Origin of the sequence: Aurantiacibacter flavus, from assembly GCF_039710615.1 — a bacterium.
Lineage (GTDB): Bacteria > Pseudomonadota > Alphaproteobacteria > Sphingomonadales > Sphingomonadaceae > Alteraurantiacibacter > Alteraurantiacibacter flavus.
In genome coordinates this window covers 526,453-548,091 of sequence record NZ_JBDLBR010000003.1, presented here as the reverse complement: position 1 = coordinate 548,091, position 21,639 = coordinate 526,453, and the positions used below count along the sequence as shown (strand labels likewise).

Annotated in this window: 18 protein-coding genes; 9 read left to right on the top strand and 9 right to left on the bottom strand. The window is 64.3% G+C overall.

Translation table 11 applies throughout. The features are described 5' to 3' along the window. The first annotated feature begins 13 nt into the window (after positions 1–13). Positions 14–829: a ferredoxin--NADP reductase gene (locus ABDJ38_RS11735; protein ID WP_346785285.1), complete on the top strand. Its 816-nt coding sequence runs from the start codon at positions 14–16 to the stop codon at positions 827–829. On the opposite strand, the gene ABDJ38_RS11730 is transcribed toward ABDJ38_RS11735, so the two are convergent. Continuing rightward, positions 826–1,662, bottom strand: a complete 837-nt coding sequence (locus ABDJ38_RS11730; protein WP_346785284.1) for an alpha/beta hydrolase — start codon at positions 1,660–1,662, stop codon at positions 826–828. The genes ABDJ38_RS11735 and ABDJ38_RS11730 overlap by 4 nt on opposite strands. A 120-nt stretch (positions 1,663–1,782) precedes the next feature. On the opposite strand from ABDJ38_RS11730, the gene ABDJ38_RS11725 reads away from it, so the two are divergent. Continuing rightward, positions 1,783–2,934 carry an ABC transporter substrate-binding protein gene (locus tag ABDJ38_RS11725; protein WP_346785283.1) on the top strand — a complete coding sequence of 384 codons (1,152 nt, stop codon included), beginning with the start codon at positions 1,783–1,785 and terminating at the stop codon, positions 2,932–2,934. Between the two features lie 42 nt (positions 2,935–2,976). Further along, positions 2,977–4,386, top strand: coding sequence for a YncE family protein (locus tag ABDJ38_RS11720; RefSeq protein WP_346785282.1), 1,410 nt, complete (start codon positions 2,977–2,979; stop codon positions 4,384–4,386). Between the two features lie 65 nt (positions 4,387–4,451). Here ABDJ38_RS11720 and ABDJ38_RS11715 read toward each other — a convergent pair whose 3' ends face one another. Continuing rightward, positions 4,452–5,228, bottom strand: coding sequence for an ABC transporter ATP-binding protein (locus tag ABDJ38_RS11715; protein ID WP_346785281.1), 777 nt, complete (start codon positions 5,226–5,228; stop codon positions 4,452–4,454). Continuing rightward, the gene (locus tag ABDJ38_RS11710; RefSeq protein ID WP_346785280.1) at positions 5,225–6,289 is read right to left on the bottom strand and encodes a FecCD family ABC transporter permease; all 1,065 of its coding nucleotides are present in this window, start codon (positions 6,287–6,289) and stop codon (positions 5,225–5,227) included. The genes ABDJ38_RS11715 and ABDJ38_RS11710 overlap by 4 nt, the downstream gene beginning before the upstream one ends. 92 nt (positions 6,290–6,381) lie before the next feature. Here ABDJ38_RS11710 and ABDJ38_RS11705 point away from each other — a divergent pair, with 92 nt between their 5' ends. Continuing rightward, a complete protein-coding gene (locus ABDJ38_RS11705; protein WP_346785279.1) occupies positions 6,382–7,548 on the top strand; it encodes an amidohydrolase in 1,167 nt (388 codons plus the stop codon). On the opposite strand, the gene ABDJ38_RS11700 is transcribed toward ABDJ38_RS11705, so the two are convergent. From ABDJ38_RS11700 to ABDJ38_RS11675, 6 genes are read right to left on the bottom strand one after another with little or no spacing between them, the layout of a single operon-like run. Beyond that, the gene (locus ABDJ38_RS11700) at positions 7,545–8,282 is read right to left on the bottom strand and encodes a 2,3-dihydro-2,3-dihydroxybenzoate dehydrogenase (RefSeq protein ID WP_346785278.1); all 738 of its coding nucleotides are present in this window, start codon (positions 8,280–8,282) and stop codon (positions 7,545–7,547) included. The two genes, ABDJ38_RS11705 and ABDJ38_RS11700, sit on opposite strands and share 4 nt — an antisense overlap. Then, positions 8,279–12,142 (bottom strand): amino acid adenylation domain-containing protein, encoded by a 3,864-nt coding sequence (locus ABDJ38_RS11695; protein ID WP_346785277.1) that lies wholly within the window; start codon positions 12,140–12,142, stop codon positions 8,279–8,281. The genes ABDJ38_RS11700 and ABDJ38_RS11695 overlap by 4 nt, the downstream gene beginning before the upstream one ends. Further along, positions 12,139–12,375, bottom strand: coding sequence for a phosphopantetheine-binding protein (locus ABDJ38_RS11690; protein WP_346785276.1), 237 nt, complete (start codon positions 12,373–12,375; stop codon positions 12,139–12,141). Before ABDJ38_RS11690 ends, ABDJ38_RS11695 begins: the two co-directional genes overlap by 4 nt. Beyond that, a complete protein-coding gene (locus ABDJ38_RS11685) occupies positions 12,365–13,030 on the bottom strand; it encodes an isochorismatase family protein (RefSeq protein WP_346785275.1) in 666 nt (221 codons plus the stop codon). The genes ABDJ38_RS11690 and ABDJ38_RS11685 overlap by 11 nt, the downstream gene beginning before the upstream one ends. Then, complete coding sequence (locus tag ABDJ38_RS11680) at positions 13,027–14,655, bottom strand: (2,3-dihydroxybenzoyl)adenylate synthase (protein ID WP_346785274.1); 1,629 nt, start codon at positions 14,653–14,655, stop codon at positions 13,027–13,029. The genes ABDJ38_RS11685 and ABDJ38_RS11680 overlap by 4 nt, the downstream gene beginning before the upstream one ends. Then, the gene (locus ABDJ38_RS11675; protein ID WP_346785273.1) at positions 14,652–15,941 is read right to left on the bottom strand and encodes an isochorismate synthase; all 1,290 of its coding nucleotides are present in this window, start codon (positions 15,939–15,941) and stop codon (positions 14,652–14,654) included. Before ABDJ38_RS11675 ends, ABDJ38_RS11680 begins: the two co-directional genes overlap by 4 nt. Here ABDJ38_RS11675 and ABDJ38_RS11670 point away from each other — a divergent pair. The 5 genes from ABDJ38_RS11670 (at position 15,916) to ABDJ38_RS11650 (ending at position 21,581) form a co-directional block, all read left to right on the top strand. Further along, positions 15,916–16,572 (top strand): PepSY-associated TM helix domain-containing protein, encoded by a 657-nt coding sequence (locus ABDJ38_RS11670; RefSeq protein ID WP_346785272.1) that lies wholly within the window; start codon positions 15,916–15,918, stop codon positions 16,570–16,572. The genes ABDJ38_RS11675 and ABDJ38_RS11670 overlap by 26 nt on opposite strands. A 9-nt stretch (positions 16,573–16,581) precedes the next feature. Further along, the gene (locus tag ABDJ38_RS11665) at positions 16,582–17,085 is read left to right on the top strand and encodes a DUF2271 domain-containing protein (RefSeq protein ID WP_346785271.1); all 504 of its coding nucleotides are present in this window, start codon (positions 16,582–16,584) and stop codon (positions 17,083–17,085) included. Positions 17,086–17,106: 21 nt separating this feature from the next. Beyond that, complete coding sequence (locus ABDJ38_RS11660; protein WP_346785270.1) at positions 17,107–18,111, top strand: FAD:protein FMN transferase; 1,005 nt, start codon at positions 17,107–17,109, stop codon at positions 18,109–18,111. Beyond that, the gene (locus tag ABDJ38_RS11655; RefSeq protein ID WP_346785269.1) at positions 18,104–19,459 is read left to right on the top strand and encodes an NADPH cytochrome P450 oxidoreductase family protein; all 1,356 of its coding nucleotides are present in this window, start codon (positions 18,104–18,106) and stop codon (positions 19,457–19,459) included. Before ABDJ38_RS11660 ends, ABDJ38_RS11655 begins: the two co-directional genes overlap by 8 nt. Before the next feature lie 109 nt (positions 19,460–19,568). After that, on the top strand, positions 19,569–21,581 hold the full coding sequence (locus ABDJ38_RS11650; RefSeq protein WP_346785268.1) for a TonB-dependent receptor domain-containing protein: 2,013 nt from the start codon (positions 19,569–19,571) through the stop codon (positions 21,579–21,581). Positions 21,582–21,639 lie beyond the last annotated feature (58 nt).

Here is a 21,639-nt window from a genome sequence, read left to right as displayed (position 1 = left end):
GATTGGAAACGAAATGAACGACATCATGGTCCATGAGAACTTTGCCATGGAACCCACCGACAGCCTGAGCGTGGAAGAGGTGCTCTGGGTGCATCACTGGAACGATGGGCTGTTCAGCTTCGCGGTCACCCGTCCGCCAAGTTTCCGTTTTCGCTCGGGCGAGTTCGTGATGATCGGCCTGCCCGCCAGCGGGAAACCCCTGTTGCGGGCCTATTCGATAGCCTGCGCGAGTTATGCCGAGGAGGTCGAATTCCTGTCGATCAAAGTGCCGGATGGCCCGCTCACATCGCGGCTCTGCCATATCCAGCCGGGCGACAAGATCTATCTTGGTCGCAAGCCTACCGGCACACTGGTGCTCGATGCCCTGCGGCCGGGCCGCAGGCTGTTCCTGCTCGCTACCGGCACCGGGCTTGCCCCGTTTCTGAGCCTGATCCGCGATCCCGACGTCTATTCCGCCTATAGCGAAGTCGTCGTCGCCCATTCGGTGCGGCGCGTGGCCGACCTTGCCTATCGCGAAGAACTGGAAAGCCATCTCGCAGCCGACCCATTGGTCGCGGACGAGGCACTCGTACAGCTGCACTATGTCCCAACCGTGACGCGAGAGCCCTTCTACAACAACCGGCGGCTCGACAAGCTGATCGCGGATGGCACCCTGTTCCGCGACGTGACTGGCCCGGCTCACTTCGATCCGGCCGATGACCGCGTGATGCTTTGCGGGTCGATGGAAATGAACCGCCAATTTGCCGAAATGCTCGAGCGGTCGGGCTTTGTCGAAGGCGCGAACAACAAGCCTGGCGATTTCGTGCTCGAACGCGCCTTCGTGGGCTAGGTGCGCCAGCCTTCGGTGAGGAAGCGAAGCGCCGGGGCCACGCTGCGGGTGAGCATCGAGGCGTGGTCCTCATCGTCGAACAGGCGCATGGATACGGCGTGAGGACCCAGCCTTGCCACAAGGGCCTGTGCCATATTCTGCGTATTGGCAATCATCTGCCGCTCGCGTCGGCGCATAAGAGCCGATTCGGCCAGGGGCTGTCCCACTTGCCAAGGCGGCAGGGCGCCCTCCCATTCGCCTACTGCAAGAAACGCGCGGCGGTCGGCCGGTTCAATGCGCTCGATGCGTCTGCGCAGATGCGCCGCATCCCACCAGATTGATGGACTAAGGGCAACGAACTGGCTGAAGGGGGTCGACGGCGAACCTATTGCGTGGAGAACGAAATAGCCCGCCAGCGAATGGCCGAGCAGCGCGATACGATCGGGATCGAGGGGCAGGCGTGCCAGAAGCGAGGCAAGCATCGGGCCCTCGATCAAGCGCAGAAAGCGGTCGGCTTCGGCATGGTCGCCAGCGGATTGGGATGCGGGGGTTGCGAAATCGCGCTTGCGGTGGTCGATGCCTGGCTGCGCGACGGCTGCGACGGCGATGATCGCGGCAGGAATGACACCGGTTGCATCACCGCGGCGCGACAGTCGGCCAATGGCTTCGGCAAAGGTGCCCAGCAGGCACTCGCCATCAAGAACAAACAGCGCAGGCCAGCCTTCACGGGGTTCAACCGCGTCCGGCAAGGCCACGCGCACATGATATTCGGGCGCGTTGCCATCGGCAGCGAGCAGCCATGAACAGTGGTTCGGGGTCTCCTGCGCACATTGGATGAGTTCATGGTCAGTCACGCAAACGGCCACTCCAAAATTCCATGCCTATGCCTAATATGCTAATGCTCTTTACAATCATTCGCAATTAGGAGATTGACCGCCGGACGATTATTCCGGATCCGCAAGCAAAAGGCAGATATGTCCACCATCTCCCACATCCATCGCGACTGGCGCGGCGCAATGCAGGCGCTTGCGGTCGCCGTGGCACTGCTCGTGCTTGCCGCCTGCTCAGAAGCAGAGGTGTCCGTCGCTACGGAAAGCTCGACAATTGTGGACGTGGCTGGCCGCGAGGTCGCCATAGAGGGCCAGAAGACGCGCCTTGCCATTGACGACAGCCGCTATCTCATCGCCCTTTCGCTCCTGCACGAAGACCCGGCAAGCCTGCTGGCAGGCTGGGCACACGACAGCAACCGCCTGGGCGAGGAAACCTATGCTGCGATGCTCGAACGGGCGCCGGGCCTTGCCGATCTTCCGCGCATCGCCAGTTCCGCGCAAGAATTCAATGTCGAAAGCCTGATTGCAGCGCGGCCCGATGTGGCCATTCTTTCCACCGAAAGCGGTGTGACCGAAGATCAGATCGCGCGGGTCGAAGCGGCCGGTATCCCGGTGGTCATGCTCGACTTCTTTACCAGCCCGATGCAGAATCTCGAGCGTAGCGTGACCGTGCTGGGCAAGATCACCGGGCGCGAGGAGCAGGCCGAACGCTTCCTCGCCTTCCGTCGCGAGCGCATCGCGGCGATCGAGGCGGCGCTGGCGGATCTGCCGGACAGCGAGCGCAAGCTGGTGTTCATGGAAGCCCATGCCGGTGGCAGCCCCGATTGCTGCAACTCGCCCGGCAGCGGCAATGCCAGCGAATATCTCGAACTGGTCGGCGGGCACAATATTGGTGCAGACACGATTGCGCAGGCCTCAGGCAAGTTGAGCCTCGAATATGTCCTGTCGCGCAATCCGGCGGTCTATATCGGCACCGGCGGCCCGCACCTGGCGGCCAAGGGCGGACTTGTGCTGGGCGCAGGGTTCAGCCCCGAGACGGCGCGCCAGTCGCTCCAGCGTGTGACTGCGCGGCCTGGCATTGCCGATCTGGCCGCTGTGCGCGCAGGCAAGGCCTATGGCTATTCGCACCAGTTGCTCAACTCGCCGCTCGACATCGTGGCGATCGAGACCTTCGCCAAATGGCTTCACCCCGAACGCTTTGCCGCGCTCGATCCGGCGCAAACCCTCACCCGGATCGGTGAGGACTTCGGCGCGGTCACCCCAGCCGGATCCTACTGGATCGCGCTCAAGCCCTGAACGCCTTTCCGTACCCCCCATGAAATTCAAGCAGGAGGACATATGTTTACGATCAATCCGGCGGTGAAGACCGCCATTGCCGCAGGTCTGCTGGCGAGCGTTGCAGCGCTCCCCACGAGCGCCACGGCGCAAACCCTGTTCGGCGCGACGGACATCGTCTCCAAACCCGATGTGACGTTCTCCGCCAGCGAACGCGGCGCACCGGTGGTGGGCGGCAGCGCGGTCACCGTGAAGGGTGAAGGTTTCCGCCCCGGCCAGAGTGTGATGCTGCACTACGGCGATACCACTCTTACCCCCGAGCCGCTGGTGGCCGATGCCGATGGCAACATCGGCACCACGCTCACCCTGCCCGCCTCCGCCACGCAAGGCATTCACCAGATCATCGTCTATACCAAGGAGCCTTATTCGGCGCTGGTCGCCGAACTGAAGGTTTGGCCGCAGGTGCCGGTGCAAGGCGGCGACGCCTTTGAAGTGACCTCCAGTCACCCGGGCAACGGACTGTACCAGTCAGCCTATTCCGAGGCGAACAACGCCCTGTTCGTCGCCGCGACGGAGCTTGGCGAAAAGATCAGCTCCGAAATCATGCGGCTCGATCCCGAAACGCTGGCGGTGACGGCGCGCGCTACTCCACCCGCAGCGCCCGACCGCCCGGGCCGCGGCGGCGAGATGATGACCGATCTTACCTATGCCGCCTTCGGCATCGGGGTGGACGACACCAAGGGCACCATCTGGATCACCAACACCTTCCACAACACTGTTGCGGTCTACAACCAGGCCGATCTCAGTCTGATCAAGCAGTTCCCCGAAGGCACGGTCTATCACTCACGCGACGTCGTGATCGACGAAGAACTGGGCAAGGCCTATGTCACCGCCTCGATGACGCCGGAAGTTTACGTGTTCGACACCGGCACGCTCGAACTCGTAAAGGTGATCGAGATCGACACCCCCCAGCGCGGCCAATCCGCCGGAACAGCCTCGCTCTCGCTCGATCAGGCTGCGCACAAGCTTTATGTCGCCAGTATCCCGACCGAGGAAGTGGCTGTGATCGAAACGCAGACCGATACCGTGAGCAAGATCCTGCCCGTACCCGGCGGCCGCGCCACTATCGGTGTTTCGCACGATCCCGCCACAGGCCGCATTTTCGTGGTCGGGCGCGACAGCGATGCGATCACCATCATTGATGGCGAAACCGGCGCGCATGTGGCCACCACACCGTTCGGCTCCTACGCCATCAACGTCATGTTCGATAGCGACAGCGGCTATGCCTATGCCACGGCCCGCAATGGTGAAGTGGTCGGCGTGGTCGATGTCGACGGCAACCTCGTTGCCAATCTCGGAACCTTCCCGCGCGCCAACCACATTGCCGACGGCCCCGACGGCGCGGTGTTCCTCATCGACAAGCGCGGCGGCGAAGCAGGCGACATGGTAACCCGGATCACACCGGCCAACTGATTGCCCGCAGACGGCTGGTAAGAAGGGAGCAGGCTCGCATGCGGGCCTGCTCCCTTCTCGTTTGGCTAAAGCACGTCGTGGATGGCGATTTGCAGGCCGTGCTCACCCTCGGATACGGCGGCGCACACCTTATAGACCTGCGCCAGCCGTTCGGCAGTGAGCGCCTCTGCGGGTGAGCCCTCCACCTCGACCTTGCCGCCCGACAGAAGCACGATCCGGTCCGACCAGCGCGCGGCTATGGTCAGATCGTGCAAGACCATGATCACGATCATCCCGCTTTGCGCGGCCACCTCGCGCACCAGCTTCATCACCTTCAGCTGGAAATGCAGGTCGAGCGCGCTGATCGGCTCGTCAAGCAGCAGCACCGTTGGGCGGCGCACCAGCGCCTGCGCCAGCGAGGCGAGCTGGCGCTGGCCGCCGGAAAGCTGTCCCAGCTCGCGCGCGGCAAGATGGGTGATGCCGACACGCTCAATCACATCGAGCGCCGCCACCAACAGGTCATCCGGCCCCATTCCCGCAGGGATCGAGGCACGCAGCGCGCTCATCACCGCTTCGAGCACGGTCAAACCGACCCGATCGGGCAGGGCCTGCGGCATATAGGTGACATAGGCCGCATGGTCCGCCAGCGGCAGGTGCATCAGCTCCTGCTTGCCCAGCTTCACCGAACCGCTCGCCTTGTGCAGCCCGGCGAGCGAGCGCAGCACCGTGGTCTTGCCGGCCGCGTTGGGGCCGAGCAACGCGACGACCTCGCCCGGGGCAATCGGAGCAAGCGTAAATTGCTCGACCACGCTTTTGCCGCGGTATCCGGCGGCAAGTCCCGTGATGGAAAGGTGCCCGCTCATACCCGGTCGGGCCGCCGCAGGATCAGCACCAGAAACACCGGCACCCCGATCATCGCGGTGACGATCCCGGCGGGCAGCAGCACGCCGGGCACGATCAGCTTGCTCGCTACAGAAGCAAGCGACATCAACAGCGCCCCCGCCAGCAGCGAGGCCGGCAGCAGAAAGCGGTGATCCTCGCCCAAAAGCAGCCGGGCGATATGCGGGCCGACCAGCCCGATAAAGCCGATGGTGCCGACGAAGGCCACCGATGCACCCGACAGCGCGCTGATCCTGAGCAGCGAGAGCAAGCGCAGGCGACGCACGTCGATCCCGAAGCTGCGCGCACGATCCTCGCCCAGCCGCATGGCAGTTAGCGCATTAGCCGCGCGCAGCGAAAAGGGCAGCACCAGCGCCAGCACACCAGCGAGGATCGCCACATTGGCCCAGGTTGCGCGGGCGAGCGAGCCCATGGTCCAGAACACCAGCTGCGACAGCGCCTCCTGTGAGGCGACGAATTGCAGCAGCGCCACCGCTGCGTTGAAGGTGAACACCAGCGCGATGCCGAACAGCACCACCCCTTGCGTGCCCGCTGCACGGCTGCGTGCCAGCGCTTCTAGCAGGGCAACCGATCCCAGCGCGCAGGCAAAGGCGTTAACCGGCACGATCCAGTCAGCCGAGAGCCCCGGCAGGCCCACGCCCAAGACGATTCCCAGTGCAGCCCCGAATGACGCCGCCGACGAGACCCCGAGCGTGAACGGGCTGGCAAGGGGATTATCGAGGATGGTCTGCATCTCGGCACCCGCCAGAGACAGCGCCGCGCCTACCAGCAGCGCCATCAGCGCCATCGGCAAGCGCACATCGCGGATGATGGCCCGCGCGGCCCGGTCAAGCCGGTCTGGACGAAACAACCCGTCGAACACCTGATCGAGCGGCAGGAACGAAGGGCCGGTGGAAATGTCGAGCGCCAGGGCGAGAGCACAGCCAAGAGCCAGCGCCAGCAACAGCATGGTCCGCCGCTGCGCGGTGCGCAGATAGTCCTGCAGAGCCAGGTCACGCAGGTTGGTCTGTGAAAGAACATCCATTCCCTATGCGGTTGGCTAGGCGCCCGCGTTTAGTCAAGGCTATTGCGAATAACTTGCAATTCTTGCAAGGTTTGGCAAGAGCCTTGGACGCCATGACCGATGCTGCTCCTGCCATACTCGCCCCCATCGCCGCACAGGCCGCCACACTTAGCGAGTGGCGCCAATACCTCCACCGCCACCCCGAACTGGCGCTTGAAGAAGTCGGCACCGCCGCTTTCGTGGCCGAGAAGCTGCGCGATTTCGGCCTTGCACCGGAAACGGGCATCGGCGGAACCGGCGTGGTCGTGGTGATCGAGGGGGCTGCCCCCGGCGCTTCGATCGCCTTGCGCGCGGATATGGATGCGCTGCCGATGGAGGAGGACAACGACCTGCCTTTCCGTTCGCAGACTGCGGGGGCCGCTCACTGCTGCGGGCACGATGGGCACACCGCCGCGCTGCTCGGCACGGCGCAATATCTCGCTGCCAACCCGCCCGCGGCAGGACGCGTGGTGCTGATCTTCCAACCCGCTGAGGAAACCGGCGAGGGAGCGAAGGCGATGATCGCCGATGGTCTGCTTGACCGCTTCTCGTTCGACGAGGTCTATGCCTTTCACAACATGCCCTTGCTCGCCCCCGGAGAGGCAGGTGCAAGGGCGGGCGGCGTGCTCAATGGCTATGCGATCTGGCGCATCGACGTGAGCGGCGTGGGCGGCCACGGCGCGGCCTTCTTCAAGGCGACCGATCCCTTGCAGGCGGCAGCCCGGCTGGCGGTTGAGATTTCTTCGCTGGTGGGGCGCTATGTAAGCCCGGCGGATAGCGCGCTCGTCAATGTGGGGGCGCTGCAAGCCGGCTCGTCGCACAACATCATCGCGGACAGCGCCGTGCTCAAAGGCACGTTGCGCGCGCTCGATCCGACCGTGCTGGAGGCGCTGCTCGCGCGCCTGCGGCAAACGTGCGAGGGCATGGCGGCGATGACAGGCTGCGAGATCGCGCTCACCATCGAGGCCGAGGTTCCGCCTTGTGTGAATCACCCTGATGCTGCAGCCACCGCCGCCCGTGCCTGCGCCAAGGTGCTGGGCGAGGCGGGCCTCGTGGCCGATCACCTGCCCTACCCTTTCACCGACGATATGGCGCTGCTGCTGCAAGCCGCACCCGGTGCCTACCTGTTCCTTGGGCAGGAAAGCGCCATGTGCCACAACCCGCACTACCGGTTCGACGATAGCCTGCTGCCCGTGGCCGCCAGCATCTTCGCGACCATCGTGAAAGACAGGCTCGGCTAAGCTCTCAGGGTTGCACCGCCATCGACATAGAGATCGGCCATGGTGATATGACTTGCCCGGTCGGAAAGCAGGAACAACACCGCCTGCGCCACCTCCTGCGGCTGGGCGATTTTGCCTAGCGGAATGCCCGCTTTGAACATCTCCGGCTGCCCCGCGATCACCGAAGCGGCCCCGTTCTCGTCGGCCCACATGCCCGTCTGCATCGCGGTCATGGTCGAGCCGGGGGCAACGGTGTTGCAGCGAATGCCGAACGCGCCCAGCTCCAGCCCCAGACAACGTATGAACATGTGCGTGGCCGCCTTTGAGGCGCAATAGGCTGCCATCGAATGGCGCGGCACTCCGGCGGCGTTCGAGCCGACCGTCACGATGCAGCCCCCGCGCCGCTCGCGCATCGGCCTCGCCACCGCCCGGCAGACATGGAAGACGCCCTTGGTGTTGACGGCAAAGACACGGTCCCACTCGGCATCGCTCGTCTCATGCGCAAAGCCGGTGGCGAGCACCCCCGCCACGTTGATAGCGCCGTAAATCGGACCCCAATCGCGTTCCACCTGCTCCACATAGGCATCGACAGCGGAGGAATCGGTTACATCGAGCGCAGTAATGCCATCGCCCGCGAAATGATCTGTGGCCAGCACCTGCGCCCCTTCTTCGCGCAGGGCTTGGGTCACCGCCAGCCCGATGCCCCCGGCTGCGCCCGTAACCAGCACCAGCTTGCCGTCCAGTCCGCTTGTCATGCTGTCACCCTTTCCAGTTTCGCCATGCGTTCTGCCAGCATCGGCCCGATCAGCGCGCTTGCTGCTGCGCCAGGCAGGTCTTTATGAAGGAATGGCACCGCAATTTCTTCGAGCGCTGCACAATGGGCGCGCCACAAGCTCGCCGCGAGATCGGGCCGGTCTTGATGATCCTTCGCCGCCCGCACATGGGTGAGCGTGCCAAGGTAGCGCCGGTGATGGTGCGCGCGCACCAGCCGGTTGGTGTCGAGCACCACGCGGATCACCCCATCCTGCACAGCAGGCGGCAGGTTGCCTAGCGCGCTCGTGCCCGAACGCAGAAAGTCTACGACCTTGACCCGCGTATCGAGTTCGGGATGCCCCTCCGGATCGTAACCCGCGATGGCCAGCAGCGCGCGCAGCGCCTCGGCCGCGGTAGGTTCAGGTTCGTTGCGCCAGCATTCCGCCGGATAGCTGTCGAGCATCGCGACAAGACCGACCTCGCGGCCCGCCGTCTGCAATTGCTCTGCCACGGCCTGCGCCAGCATACCGCCGACCGACCATCCGCCAAGATGCACGATCCCTACCGGGGCCTGCTCTTGAACCTGCGCGGCATAGACGCGCGCCATGGCATCGATACTGGCGGGGAGCGGCTCTGCAAGGTCCAGCCCACGTGCCTGCAGGCCATAGACCTGCCGCCCATCCCCAAGCGCATGGGCCAGCCTGCGATAACCCCAGCAAATCCCGCCCGCCGGATGGATCAGGAACAAAGGTGCGCGCTGCTCCTGTCCGCGCGCCAGGGTGATGCACGCGGCCAGCCCCTCGTTGCGAATGCCGTCGTCAGCTTCGATCGCCTGCGCCAGGCCAGCGATGTCGGACGTTTCGAACAACACGCCCAGCCCCGGATCGCGCCCGAAGGCGCCCGCGATTTCCTGCAGCAGGATGATCGCGGAAAGGCTATCTCCGCCCAGCGCAAAGAAATCGTCCTCGCGCGACACCTCGGTTTCGAGACCCAACACCTCGCGATAGAGGCGCGCCAGCGCGATTTCCGTCTCACCCTGGGGAGCGGCCCCGCCTGCAGAGCCGAATTGCGGCAGCGGCAGCGCCTTGCGATCGAGCTTGCCGTTCGCGGTGACGGGCATCGCTTCCAGCTCGATCAGCGCGGCAGGCACCATGTAGGCAGGCAGGCGCGCCGCCAGCGCATCGAGCAGTTCTTGCCGTGAATAGAGCGCTTCGGGCACCACATAGCCGACAATATGCTGTTCGTGCACCTGCACATGGGCGCTGGCCACCAGCCCGTTTTGCGCCATGGCCGCCTCGATCTCGCCCAGTTCGATCCGCAGGCCGCGCAGCTTGACCTGATGATCGCTGCGACCGAGAAACTCGACCGCGCCATCGCCGCGCCGCCGCGCCACGTCGCCAGTGCGATAGAGGCGTTTGCCGGGGTGGAACGGATCGGCGATGAAGCGCTCTGCCGTGAGATCGGGACGCCCCAGATAACCGCGCGCCAATTGCACCCCGCCCAGAAACAGCTCGCCCGTCTGCCCCGGCGACACGGGGCGCAAAAACCGATCCAGAATAACCAGCCGCGTGTTCCAAACCGGCCAGCCGATCGGAACAGGGTCGGAGCGATCAGTCGCGCCAGCGTCCCAGTAGCTCACATCGACCGCCGCCTCGGTGGGGCCATAGAGGTTATGCAGCTGCGCTTCGATCCGTCGATGGAAGCGGTCGCGCAGGTCCGCAGGCAGAGCCTCGCCGCTGCAAAACACCCGTGTCAGCGCCAGCCCCTCGCTTGCGGGCGCGGCGCAGAAAGCGGCCAGCATCGAGGGCACGAAATGCAGCGTGGTGATCGCCTCCTCGCGGATAATCCGTGCGATTGCAGCCGGATCGCGGTGTGCATCCGGCGGGGCGACCACCAGCGTGCCACCGGTCACGAAGGCGAGGAAAAACTCCCACACCGAAACGTCGAAGGTCGCCGGTGTCTTCTGCAGGATACGGTCAGCGGGGCCGAAGGCGTAATGGGTGCCCATCCACAAGAGCCGGTTGACGATGGCGCGGTGGGAAATGACCACCCCCTTGGGCGCGCCGGTCGAGCCGCTGGTATAGATGACATAGGCGGCGTGGTCGGGATCGGGCAGCGGCAGGTCGCCCGCTCCATCCAGAGGCCAGTCTTCCGGGCGCAGCAGCTTCTCGCCATATAGGCTGTGCGGATCGTTATCGGCCAACACCACGAGCGGGGCGGCACTTTCGAGGATGGTGGCGATGCGCGCCGGTGGATGATCGAGGTCCAGCGGCAGATAGGCTCCGCCTGCGCGGATCACGCCAAGCAACGCCACCACCAGTTCCAGGCTGCGCGGCAGGGAAACCGCGACGATGGTCTCAGCCCCCACCCCGCGCGAACGCAAGGCTTGCGCCAAGGCCGCGCTGCGTTGGTCGAGCTGGGCATAGGTCAGGCTTTCGCCCTCGAAGCGCAGGGCTTCTGCCTCTGGCTGGCTCTTCATGGTCTTAGCGATCAAGGCCGCCAGCGAGGTCTCGGGAATGTTGCGCGCGGTCCGGTTGAACTGTTCCAGCTCGCGGTGCGCCTCTGCCGGCGTGGCCGTAGGGATCGCGGCCAAACAATCCGCTTCGCCCGCAGCGGCGAGGAACTCGGCCAGCCGTTCGGCATGGTCCGCGATCTCCTGCTCATCATAGAGATCGGGGTTGGCATCGACCTCCAGCGTGATGGCATCGCCAAGATCGCCGCGAAAGGTGAAGTGGATGTCGTCGACCGGCCCGGTGCCGGTCACGGTCAGCTCGGCTTGCAGATCGGCGAAGCGCGGCAGCTTGTCATAAGGCTGCACGTTGACGAGCGGGCCATAGAGCCGCCGCGCTCCGCCAATGAGGCCCAGATCGCGCCGCAGATGCTCGCTGCGATAGCGGCCATGGCGGCGCGCCTCACGCATGGAGGCCGCCTGCCCCTGTACCCACTGCGCCAGCGGCGCTTCGTCATCGGTGCGCACGATCAGCGGAAGGACATTCATCACCATGCCGGGAATGCGCGCAGCCTTGCTGCCGAAGCGGCCCATGTGCGGCATCCCGATCACCACCTCGCCGCCTTCGACAAAACGGGCGCAGTAGGCGGCGACCAGCGCAGTAAGCGTATCGGGCCATGAGACGCCCGCAGCCTTGGCGAGAGTGGCGACCGCCTCGCGCGCTCGCTGCGGCATCGGCATGGCGCGGCGCAGAAACGTGTGGGCGGAGGTGGCGCGGCCCGGTTTCATGGCGATGGTTTCGGGCATGGCGGCAAGACTTGCCCGCCACCACGCCGCATCGTCGGCACGCTTTGCCGATGTGCGATAGTCCGCGTCCTCCGCCAGCAGATCGGCCAGCGGCGCAAAGGGTCGCCCGCTCTTCTCGCTACCTTCGCACAGGGCGGAATAAAGCTCGGCCACGCGCTTGGTGAGCATCACGATACCGAACCCGTCGTTGGCCATATGGTGGGCTTGCAAGGCCCAGATGTGCCGTTCGGGCGTAACCCGGTAAAGGCGCTGCAACGCGATCGGGCCGCTCGCCAGATCGGACGGAGCGGCTATCTGACCGGCGATCATCGCCCTAGCCTCGTCGTCCGCAGCCGGATTGCCGCTCAGGTCGAGAAACTCCAGCTGGGGCGCGCCTGCCGGATCGAGCCACTGACGCGGCTCGCCATCGGCTTGCGAGAAACGCAGCGCCAGCACTTCGGCCTCGGCGCTCGCCTGATTGACCGCCGCGCGGAAGTGATCGAGAGCAAGCGGCCCGTTCAGCGTTATGAATTGGCCGGTATTGAATATGGGGTTAGCCGGATCGAGTGCCTGGGCATACCACAGGCCTTCCTGCGCCTCGGTCAGCCGCCAGCCGGCTTGCGTCACGTGCCGCTCTGGCTCTGTCTGGCCTCGATCAGCGCCCACAGCTGGGCGAGCGTTTCGGTTTCGCCGAGATCGGCAAAGTCGAGATCCAGCCCCTGCTCTTCCCACGCCATGGCAAGGTTCATCGCGCGCATGGAATCGAGGCCCAGGTCCATCAGGTTGCCGTCATCGGGCAAGTCGGCAGGATCGAGGTCCATCACGTCGGCAATCTGCGCGCGCAGGTCTTCAAGCGTCATCGTCATCTCTCTGAAAGGAGGCCAGCGCCTGTTCGGTCGACAGCACGACACCGAGACAATCGGCGACATTGGCCAGCGATGCCTCGTGCCAGTCACGCGAAAAGTCGGCCAGGGCGTCGGCAATGAAAAAGGGTTCGATATCGCGCTGGAAGGCTTCGGCGGCGGTGCACTGGCAGCCGATATGGGCATAAACGCCTCCGATCAGCAGCTGGTCGCGCCCGCGTGCCGCCAGCAGCTCGGCAAAGTTCGAGCGCTGGAAGGCGCTGTACCGGTGCTTCACCAGCACAATGTCGCCCTCTGCCGACGCGAGCGGGGCAACGATCCGTTCGTGTTCGGGCACATGCCGCATCCCCGGCCCCCAAAGGTGCCGCTGCAACCCCCGATCATGCGGCTCCTGCGCGCCGATCTGGGCGGTGTAGAATACAGGCACACCCGCCGCGCGGCACATTGCCACCAGCCGCGCAAGATTGGCGATCATCGGTGCGATGGGCGCACAATCGGGCGTGAAGGCATCGACGAAATAGGCCTGCATGTCGTGCACCAGCAGCGCCGCGCGAGCAGGATCAGGCAACCAGTCCGCGCGCGAGGCGGGCAGGTCGGCTTGCTGCGGCAAGTCGTAAGGCGCGATGCTGGGCAGACGGCGCGACTCGCTCATGGCTTGCCCTCACTTTCCAACAATTGCGCCCGCAGCTTGGCGCGCAGCTCTTTGCGGCTGATCTTGCCCACCGCAGTGGTCGCGAAGCTCTCCACAATGACGATCTGGTCGGGCACTTTGAAGGCGGCAATATCACGACCGCGCATCCACGCCTTGATCTCCGGAGCCTTGGGTGGATCGCCATCGGGCACAATGAAGGCACAGCTTCTTTCACCAAGGAACTGGTCCGGTATCGAAACCACGGCGGCATCGAACACCTGTGGGTGTGCGAGCAAGTGATCCTCGATCTCTTCTGCCGAAATCTTTTCACCCGCGCGGTTGATATGGTCGCTGGCGCGGCCCTGCACCACCAGATAGCCGCCCGCCACGCGCTTCACCACGTCGCCCGTGCGATAGAACCCGTCCTCGGTGAAGGCGCGCGCATTGGCCGCGGCATCGTCGTGGTAGCCGCGGATCGTGTAAGGCCCGCGCGTGAGCAGGTTCCCCGCTTCGCCTTCGGGAACGGGATTGCCGGCATCGTCGAGGATGAGGATTTCGTCGTCCTCGCTGATCGGGCGCCCTTGCGTTTCGACGATGATTTCCTCCGGATCGTCGAGCCGGGTGTAATTGACCAGCCCCTCGGCCATGCCGAACACCTGTTGCAGGGTACAGCCAAGCTCGGGCCGCACACGCCGCGCCGCTTCGGGCATGAACTTCGCCCCGCCAACCTGCAGCACCTGAAGGCTGGAAAGATCGTGTTTCGCCTTGGCCGCCGCGCGCAGCCACAGGAGCGCCAGCGGAGGCACGAGGCCAGTGATCGTCACCCCTTCGCGTTCGATCAGGGGAAAGGCGACATCGGGGCTGGGCGCAGGGGCCATCACGATAGTCGCGCCCGCGCAGATCGCGCCGAATATGCCCGGCGAGCTCATCGGGAAATTGTGCGCCACCGGCAGCGCGGCAAGATAGACGCTATCCTCGGTCAGGCCGCAAATCGCGTTGCTGGCGCGGATCGAATAGAGATAGTCGTCGTGCGTGCGCGGGATAAGCTTGGACAGGCCGGTGCTGCCACCCGAAATCTGCACCAGCGCCACATCCGTCGGTTTGCTCGGCGCAGGCGGCGCGGCAGGCTGGCCTTTGCCAAAACTGCCGAAACCGATAAACTCGTCTGGCTCGCCCACCACCACGACATGGTGCAGGGTCGGCACCTCGGCCTGCACTGCTCGCGCGAGGTCGCGATAGTCGAACCCTTCGTGACGCTCGCACACCACGAGGGCCGCCGCTTCGGACTTGCGGGCAAAGTGGGTCACTTCGGTCAGGCGGTGGGCTGGCAGGGAAAACACCGGCACCAGCCCGGCACGAAACAGCCCGAATACCACCGAAAGAAATTCGGCCATATTGGGCAACTGCACCAGAACCCGATCGCCTGGCGCAAGGCCAAGCGCCACGAAACCGCTCGCTGCCTGTTCTGCCCGCGCGGCCAGTTCGGCATAGGTCCAGCGCTGGTCGCCAGCCACGACGGCGAGACGGTCTGCAAAGCGCTCTGCCTGCTCGGCCAGAAGCTCGGCAAAGGTCTGCCCCTGCCAAAGCCCGCGCGCGCGATAGCGTTCGGCGGCCTGTGCCGGCCATTCCTGCCTGAGCGGTATCATTCGGCTGCCTCCTGTCCTGCCCACGTTACGTCTGCCACTCCCATCGCCCGCAACATGGCGCGAAACTTCGCCGCGGTCTCGCGCACTTCCTGATCGGGCTCGGAGCCCGCCACGATTCCCGCTCCCGCATGAAGGGTCAGCCTGTCATCGGTTAGCTCCGCACAGCGCAAGGAGACATACCATTCGCCGTCGCCGGAGCCATCGACGTAGCCGATGGCGCCAGCATAGAAGCCGCGATCATACGGTTCGATATCGGCGATCGCCGCCCGCGCAGCCTCGCGCGGAAAGCCTCCTACAGCCGGGGTCGGATGAAGCGCTGCCGCAAGCCCTGCCGCGCTCGGCATATCGGCACCCTTGAGCTTGCCCTCGATTGCCGTTCCTAGATGCCACATCGTCGCGGTGGGATAGAGAATGGTGCCTTCCTGGGTGCCCAGTTCGCGGCAGAACGGGTTCAGGGTGTCGAGCACGAACTCGCGCGTCATCGCATGTTCGCGGCTGTCCTTTTCGGAACGCGACAGCTGCTCGGCACGCTCCCGGTCCTCCACTTCGGTTTTCCCGCGAGGAATCGATCCGGCAAGGGGCAGGGACGACACGTGCAGGCCTTTTCGCGAAATCAGTTTTTCAGGCGTCGCCCCGATCAGGAGGTGATCGCCTTGTTCGCTAAGGTCGACCCGAAAGGCAGTTGCAGCCAAATCCTGCGAGAGACTATCCAAGAGCGCATCGTAGTCGAGGCCCGACGCACCAAAGAGCTGCAATTGGCGCGATAGCACCACTTTTTCGAGCGCCGATCCGGGCTGCTGCGCCAGCAAATCGAGGGCTTGCTCGACCATGCGTGCAAAGTCGGCTTCGGTTGGATGGGCGACGAACGCCGACAATTCGATCGAGGCAGGCGCAACGGCCTTCGATTGGGTATGAGCGTGGTAAGGCGCACGCTGGACAAATGCTGGTTCATAAAGAAAATCAGGCAGGTCATCGCCAAACGGGAATGACCCGACCAGCGGAGAACCGTAGCCCTCCTTCAAAGCCAGGCGACACCGCTGCTCGAGTGTCGCGCGTGGCCCAGCCTCCACTCTCCGACGAATCCCGCGCGCCTCTATTCGCTGAGAGGAATTGCGGAGATGAAATTGCACGACGTCGAGCCCTTCTGCTGAAACTTCCATTACCTCGAGGACGAGGCGTCCTCGCAGGTTGACAGGTGTTACAGCCCCCCTTAGTCGCAATTGCAATTGCTTCGCAATAGTTGATTCAGAGTGTATTTTGATGATCTCCGCAATCCGGAAAGGCACACAGAAATCTGAGGCTGGGTCTCGGAGCCTTCGCGCGTCGTTCTGGCGCCGCCAGCTACGACAGTGGCACTGGATCAGTTCTGCGCTGTGCCTTGCACTTGTGTTCCTGTTTGCCGTGACGGGGTTTACCCTCAACCATGCCGCGTCGCTGGAAGCAGAAGGGGTGAGCACGCAGGCGGAGTTTGATCTTCCGGCAACCTTGGTTGCAGACCTGTCGGCAATTGAAGGCGAAGCTGAACTAACTGCGGCGCAGGCCCGAGCCATCCAAGATGCCACCGGAGTCGACCTGTCCGGCCGGGTCGCCCGCAACGAGTATGGCGAGATGATTTTCGACCTTGCCCGGCCCGGCAAGGATGCCAGCCTGATCCTCGATCTCAACGCCGCAATGGCTTATTCCGATCAGATCGATCGCGGGACGATCGCCAAGCTCAACGACCTGCACAAGGGCCGCCATGCGGGGGCTGTCTGGTCCTTGATGATAGATTTCGCAGCTGCCTGCTTCGTCGTTTTCGCCGTCACCGGCTTTGGCCTCTTGTGGCTCCAGGCGCGCATGCAGCCCGCGACATGGCCGCTGGCTACGCTCGGCGCGGTCCTGCCGCTCATCGCCTACATTCTGTTCGTCCACGCATAGGAGACGCCCATGCGCCTTACCTCTTTCGCCGCCGCCGCTGTGCTGGCATCCCCTGCCCTCGCCGCCCCGGCGCTCGCCAATTCCGGCACCGTCACGGTGGAAATCCCCCAGGCATCCGTGCGCACCTATCGCAAGCCCTTCGTGGCGGTCTGGATCGAGAATGCCGCTGGCGATAACGTGCGTACGGTGCAGGTGCTGCACGATCAGGCCCGCATTGCGCGACGCTGGCTACCCGATCTGCGCTCATGGTGGCGGCAGGGCGGTAATGCCATGTCTATGCCAGCCGACGGTATTTCTTCGCCCACCCGCGCGCCGGGCCAGCACCGCTTCGCTCTTACCGGGCTCGAACGGCTTACCCCCGGCAACTATTCGGTTGTGGTGGAAGCTGCCCGCGAGAACGGGGGCCGCGAACTGGTGAAAGTGCCCTTCCGCCTGCAGCGCGGCCGCGCCGCCAATGCCTCGGCCAGCGGCAGCCGCGAGGTCGGGCAGGTCAGCGTCGCGATCCGGCCCTGATAGTTCGCCGCCCGACGCGCGATGCTGCTGTTGCCGCCACGGGCCGATGAGGCCGTAGAGCTGCCGCAAGGCGGAGAAGTCGTGTTCGGCGGCGAGGTATTCGGCACCAGTTGGCAGGTGCGCGCGATCGCCTCCACGCCGCAAACTCCCGATTGCGCGGCCGCGTGGACAGCACGGTTGCGCGCGGCGAGCGAGGATGTGCTGGCGCTGGTCGACCGGCAGATGAGCCCGTGGATCGCCACATCGAGCAGCAATGCCTACAATCGCCTGCCGCCCGGGTCCGCCATGGTCCTGCCCGAACCGATGCGCAGCCTCGTGCGCGATGCGATATCCTTGCGCGACCTGACCGGCGGCCTGTTCGACCCTTTCGTTGGTGCAGCCACCGACCTGTGGGGCTTTGGCCCGTCCCCCTTCGATCCCACGGTGAGAGATAGCGAACGCAGCATGGCATTGCGCCTGCGAAGGGCCAGCGCAGCGCCAGCTTTCGCTGGGCCAGCGCTTCCTCGCAGCGATCACTTCAGTCTCGATCTGTGCGGCATTGCCAAGGGGCTGGCGGTGGATCTTGTCGCTGCGGGCCTTGCTGACGATCCGCAAGTCGGCGCGGTGCTGGTAGAGATCGGCGGCGAGTTGAAGGGGTTCGGCCTCAAGTCCGATGCCATGCCCTGGTGGGTCGATCTCGATTGGTCGAGTTATGGCGCGACGCCGCCAATGCGGCTCGCCTTGCATGGCTGGGCCTGTGCATCGTCAGGCGTGGCCGAACGCAATTTCACCAAGGGCGAGCGGCTCTACTCCCACACGATAGATCCGCGCACAGGCGAGCCGATCGAGAACGATCTGGCCGGGGTAAGCGTGCTCGATCGTGAGTGCTGGCGGGCCGATGCGCTGGCCACGGCGCTGCTGGTGGCTGGCAGTCGCCAAGGTGCGGAAATGGCAGAAAGGCTGGCGATACCCTGTTTGCTGGTCGGCACCGACGGGGAGATCGCGCATTTGAGCGCAGCCTTGCAGGAGTGGCGGGACGATGACTGACAGCACCTTCGCCGTGTCAGGCGAACCGACGCACTGGGCGCTGTCCGCCCTGCTCCTCCTGCTCTGGCTGCTGGCAAGCTGGCGCTGGCTGCGCAAGATGCCATTGGAAGGGGCCACCGAGGCGCATTGGCTGATCATCCATGCCTCGCAGACAGGGCAGGCGCAGGATCTTGCCAAAACCGCCTTTCGGCGTGTTTCAAAAGTGCTGGAGGCGCAGGGCAGGACGGCCCGCCTCGCAGCCGCCAACGTTGTTACAAAGAGTGATCTCGCCCGCGCCGAGGCCCTCTGCTTTGTGGTTGCGACGACCGGCGAGGGCGAGGCACCCGACAACGCCCTGCGCTTCGAACGGGAGGTGATGGCAAGTGCGCCCGATCTGACGGGCAAGCTGGCTGCCATCCTCGCTCTCGGCGACCGCCGCTACGACCAGTTTTGCGCGTTTGGCCAGCGTGTTGCCGAGTGGCTGGAACATAATCGGGCCACTTTTCTGGGCCCGCCGGTGCTGGTTGACGATCACGCGCCGGCCGACCTGGAGCGATGGGATGCCTTGCTGCGCGAAACGGGCTTCCCCGAGGCGGAGCAGGATAGCGACGCCTCTGTAAAATCGTGGAAAGTGGTTCGTCGCGAACAGGTGGCAAAGGCATCACCCGGGAGCGGCAGCGGGCAGACAAGCGACGGACTCTATCACCTGGTTCTGCAACCGCAGGATCACGATGAGCGCCAGTGGCAGATCGGCGACCTGTTCGAACTGCACACGCCCTGCGGCCATCTCCGCGACTATTCGATTGCCAATCGACCGGGAAGCGAAGAGCTGCACCTGATCGTGCGACGGGTGCTCGACCAAGGGCGGACTGGTCGCGGCTCCGGTTTGCTCACCGCTACCAGCGAGCAAAATCAGGTGGTTAACGGGCGCATTCGCCCGCACCCGAGCTTTCGCCCGCCTGCTGGCGATGGCCCACTGCTGGCAATAGGAGCAGGCTCGGGCTGGGCCGGACTGCGCCCTCACGTGCTCCACGCGATGGCCAATGATCGACCATGCTGGCTGATCTACGGAGAGCGCCAAGACGCCGACAACGATGCCCTGCTGGCGGAAATGCGCGCCTGGCACCGTGAAGGCCAATTGCTCCATCTCGACCTTGCCTTGTCATCGGGTGGCGGGCCTTATGTGCAGGATATTGTCGCGCAAAAGGCCGCACAATTGGTTCAACTGTGCGGCCCCGATACTGGCGTGATTTTGTGCGGCCGGCTCGCCATGGGGCAGGCCTGTCTGGCCGAGCTGGCGCGAATGCTGAGCCAGGACTGGCTCGACGAAGCACGAGAAACAGGCCGCTTGCGCCACGATCTTTACTAATCGCGAAACTGGACGATTTTTTAATTGCAAATGCGTCGCAAGAATCATAGTGCGCCGATATTGCGATTGACTCGCAGTATCTTGTGTTATTTCGCCTCAGGGGGCCAACGTGACGACCATTTCCAGTTTCAAGTCTTCTCTCCGTTTCAGTGCCGGGCTCGCGGTGGCCATCTTCTCCGTCAGCGGGGCCCAGGCTCAGGAGGTCGATGAAGAACCGGACAGCGAATATCTCGGTACGATCGACATCGGTGAGAGCACCCGCGCGATCCAGACCAATACGGCCACCCCTGTTACGAAGATCAACCGCGAGGAAATCGAGGACCGGCAGGCCGGTACCATCGCCGAACTGCTCGATTCTGTCCCCGGCGTGACGCTCATCAATGGCTCGACCCCGATCGGTTCGGGCATCAACATCCGCGGCTTCGGCGCCAACGGCACCTATGGCAACGATCAGAAGATCAATATCCTGATCGACGGGGCCAGCACCGGCGCGGAAGAGATTTACCGCGTCGGCACCCAGCTGTTCACCGACCCCCTTCTCTACAAGTCCGTGCAGGTGATCCGCGGACCGGTGGGCGGCTTCGAATATGGATCGGGTGCCGTGGGTGGCACGATTGTTCTCGAAACTATCGACGCCTATGACCTGCTCGGCGGGGAGACCGGCATCACAGCGGCACAAACGCTTGGCCTGCTCGAGGATCGCGGAGAGAGCGGCTGGAACACCTCCACGACCGTAGCTGCCATGCCGAACGAGAACTTCGAGTTTCTCGCCAACTATACCTACCGCAAAGGCGGCACCCGCCACGCCGGCGATGGCAGCGAGATCGGCAACAGCGAGTTCTCGCTGCCCAGCTTCCTGGTGAAAGCGGCGTTCCATTTTGGCGCCGACAATGCCCACACCGTCAAGGCCAGCTATACCAAGACGGAAAACAGCGAACGCGACAGGCCTTATGACAGCTTCGGCACCTCGGGCGGCTTCTTCGGCAATGTCGACCGTGACACCGAGCAGCGCACGCTCAGCGCGGGCTATTATTTCAACCCGCTCAGCGACCTTGTCGACCTGAGTCTCGAATATACCTATGCCGATCAGCAGATCGATCAGCAGGCGGTTCCGGCAGCGAACAACCCCCTGCTCAACGCCGATCTGCGCTATGAAACCACCAAGGTAACGTTGAAGAACGGCGCACTGTTCACCACCGGCCCGGTTCGTCATGCCGTGCGCGCAGGCCTTGAATATATCTCCAAGGATCGCCTCGATGCGAGTTCAGCACCGGGCGGAACGGATGAGCGCTTTGCGGCCTTCCTGATCGACGAAATCGAACTGGCGCGTGGTTTCACCATCACCCCGGCACTGCGCTACGAGCAGCAGACGCTCGACGCGGTGATCTTCGATGGTACCCCGGACGAAGCGCCGATCTCGCTTGACTACGATTCGTTCATGGGCGGCGTTTCGGCACGCTACGAGCTTCCCTTCGGGCTCGCCGTATTTGGTAGCTGGGCCAAGACCGAAAGCTTCCCGATCCTCGACGATATCGAAACGGTGGGCAAGCGGACCACGGCCGAACTGGGGACGACCTGGGAAGGCGGCCTCTCGTTCAACCGTCGCGGCATCCTTGCCGAGAACGACAACGTCGCTCTCAAAGTCAACTATTACAACAGCGAGCTGACAGATGTTACCTCGCAGCTCTCCAACGCAGTCGAGATCGACATCGACGGGTTCGAGATCGAGGCCTCCTATGCCACCGCTTCGGGCTTCTACATCGACATGAACGGCAATATCGTCGACGGCACCTTCCTCAACGCCTCCGGCGTTTGGGCGGACTGGAACAACATGCCCGCCAGCTCCTATCGCCTGGCGATCGGCAAGCGGTTCGGCTTCGGGCTGGACCTGCGCTGGGAAGGCCGCCTGGTCGAGGATCTCGTGCTCGACGGCACGCTGGATACGGAAGGCTACAACGTCCACGACATCCGCCTGGCCTATTCGCCTGACATCGAACCGCTGCGCAATATTACCTTCCGCCTCGCGCTGGAGAACGTGTTCGACGAATTCTACACCCCTGCCCTCGCCACCCGCCCGGCCCCCGGCCGCACGTTCAAGGCGGCGATGACGTTCCAGTTCTGACGGACCCTCATGGTCCGGGCCGGGCTCATGCCCGGCCCGGTTCCTCCGGGTATGCACA

Excerpts from the sequence above, each read along its gene's own strand:
- ABDJ38_RS11735 (WP_346785285.1), top strand. The coding sequence starts at position 14 with ATGAACGACATCATGGTCCATGAGAACTTTGCCATGGAACCCACCGAC.
- ABDJ38_RS11725 (WP_346785283.1), top strand. The coding sequence starts at position 1,783 with ATGTCCACCATCTCCCACATCCATCGCGACTGGCGCGGCGCAATGCAG.
- ABDJ38_RS11720 (WP_346785282.1), top strand. The coding sequence starts at position 2,977 with ATGTTTACGATCAATCCGGCGGTGAAGACCGCCATTGCCGCAGGTCTG.
- ABDJ38_RS11715 (WP_346785281.1), bottom strand. The coding sequence starts at position 5,228 with ATGAGCGGGCACCTTTCCATCACGGGACTTGCCGCCGGATACCGCGGC.
- ABDJ38_RS11710 (WP_346785280.1), bottom strand. The coding sequence starts at position 6,289 with ATGGATGTTCTTTCACAGACCAACCTGCGTGACCTGGCTCTGCAGGAC.
- ABDJ38_RS11705 (WP_346785279.1), top strand. The coding sequence starts at position 6,382 with ATGACCGATGCTGCTCCTGCCATACTCGCCCCCATCGCCGCACAGGCC.
- ABDJ38_RS11700 (WP_346785278.1), bottom strand. The coding sequence starts at position 8,282 with ATGACAAGCGGACTGGACGGCAAGCTGGTGCTGGTTACGGGCGCAGCC.
- ABDJ38_RS11690 (WP_346785276.1), bottom strand. The coding sequence starts at position 12,375 with ATGACGCTTGAAGACCTGCGCGCGCAGATTGCCGACGTGATGGACCTC.
- ABDJ38_RS11685 (WP_346785275.1), bottom strand. The coding sequence starts at position 13,030 with ATGAGCGAGTCGCGCCGTCTGCCCAGCATCGCGCCTTACGACTTGCCG.
- ABDJ38_RS11680 (WP_346785274.1), bottom strand. The coding sequence starts at position 14,655 with ATGATACCGCTCAGGCAGGAATGGCCGGCACAGGCCGCCGAACGCTAT.
- ABDJ38_RS11670 (WP_346785272.1), top strand. The coding sequence starts at position 15,916 with ATGATCTCCGCAATCCGGAAAGGCACACAGAAATCTGAGGCTGGGTCT.
- ABDJ38_RS11665 (WP_346785271.1), top strand. The coding sequence starts at position 16,582 with ATGCGCCTTACCTCTTTCGCCGCCGCCGCTGTGCTGGCATCCCCTGCC.
- ABDJ38_RS11660 (WP_346785270.1), top strand. The coding sequence starts at position 17,107 with ATGCTGCTGTTGCCGCCACGGGCCGATGAGGCCGTAGAGCTGCCGCAA.
- ABDJ38_RS11655 (WP_346785269.1), top strand. The coding sequence starts at position 18,104 with ATGACTGACAGCACCTTCGCCGTGTCAGGCGAACCGACGCACTGGGCG.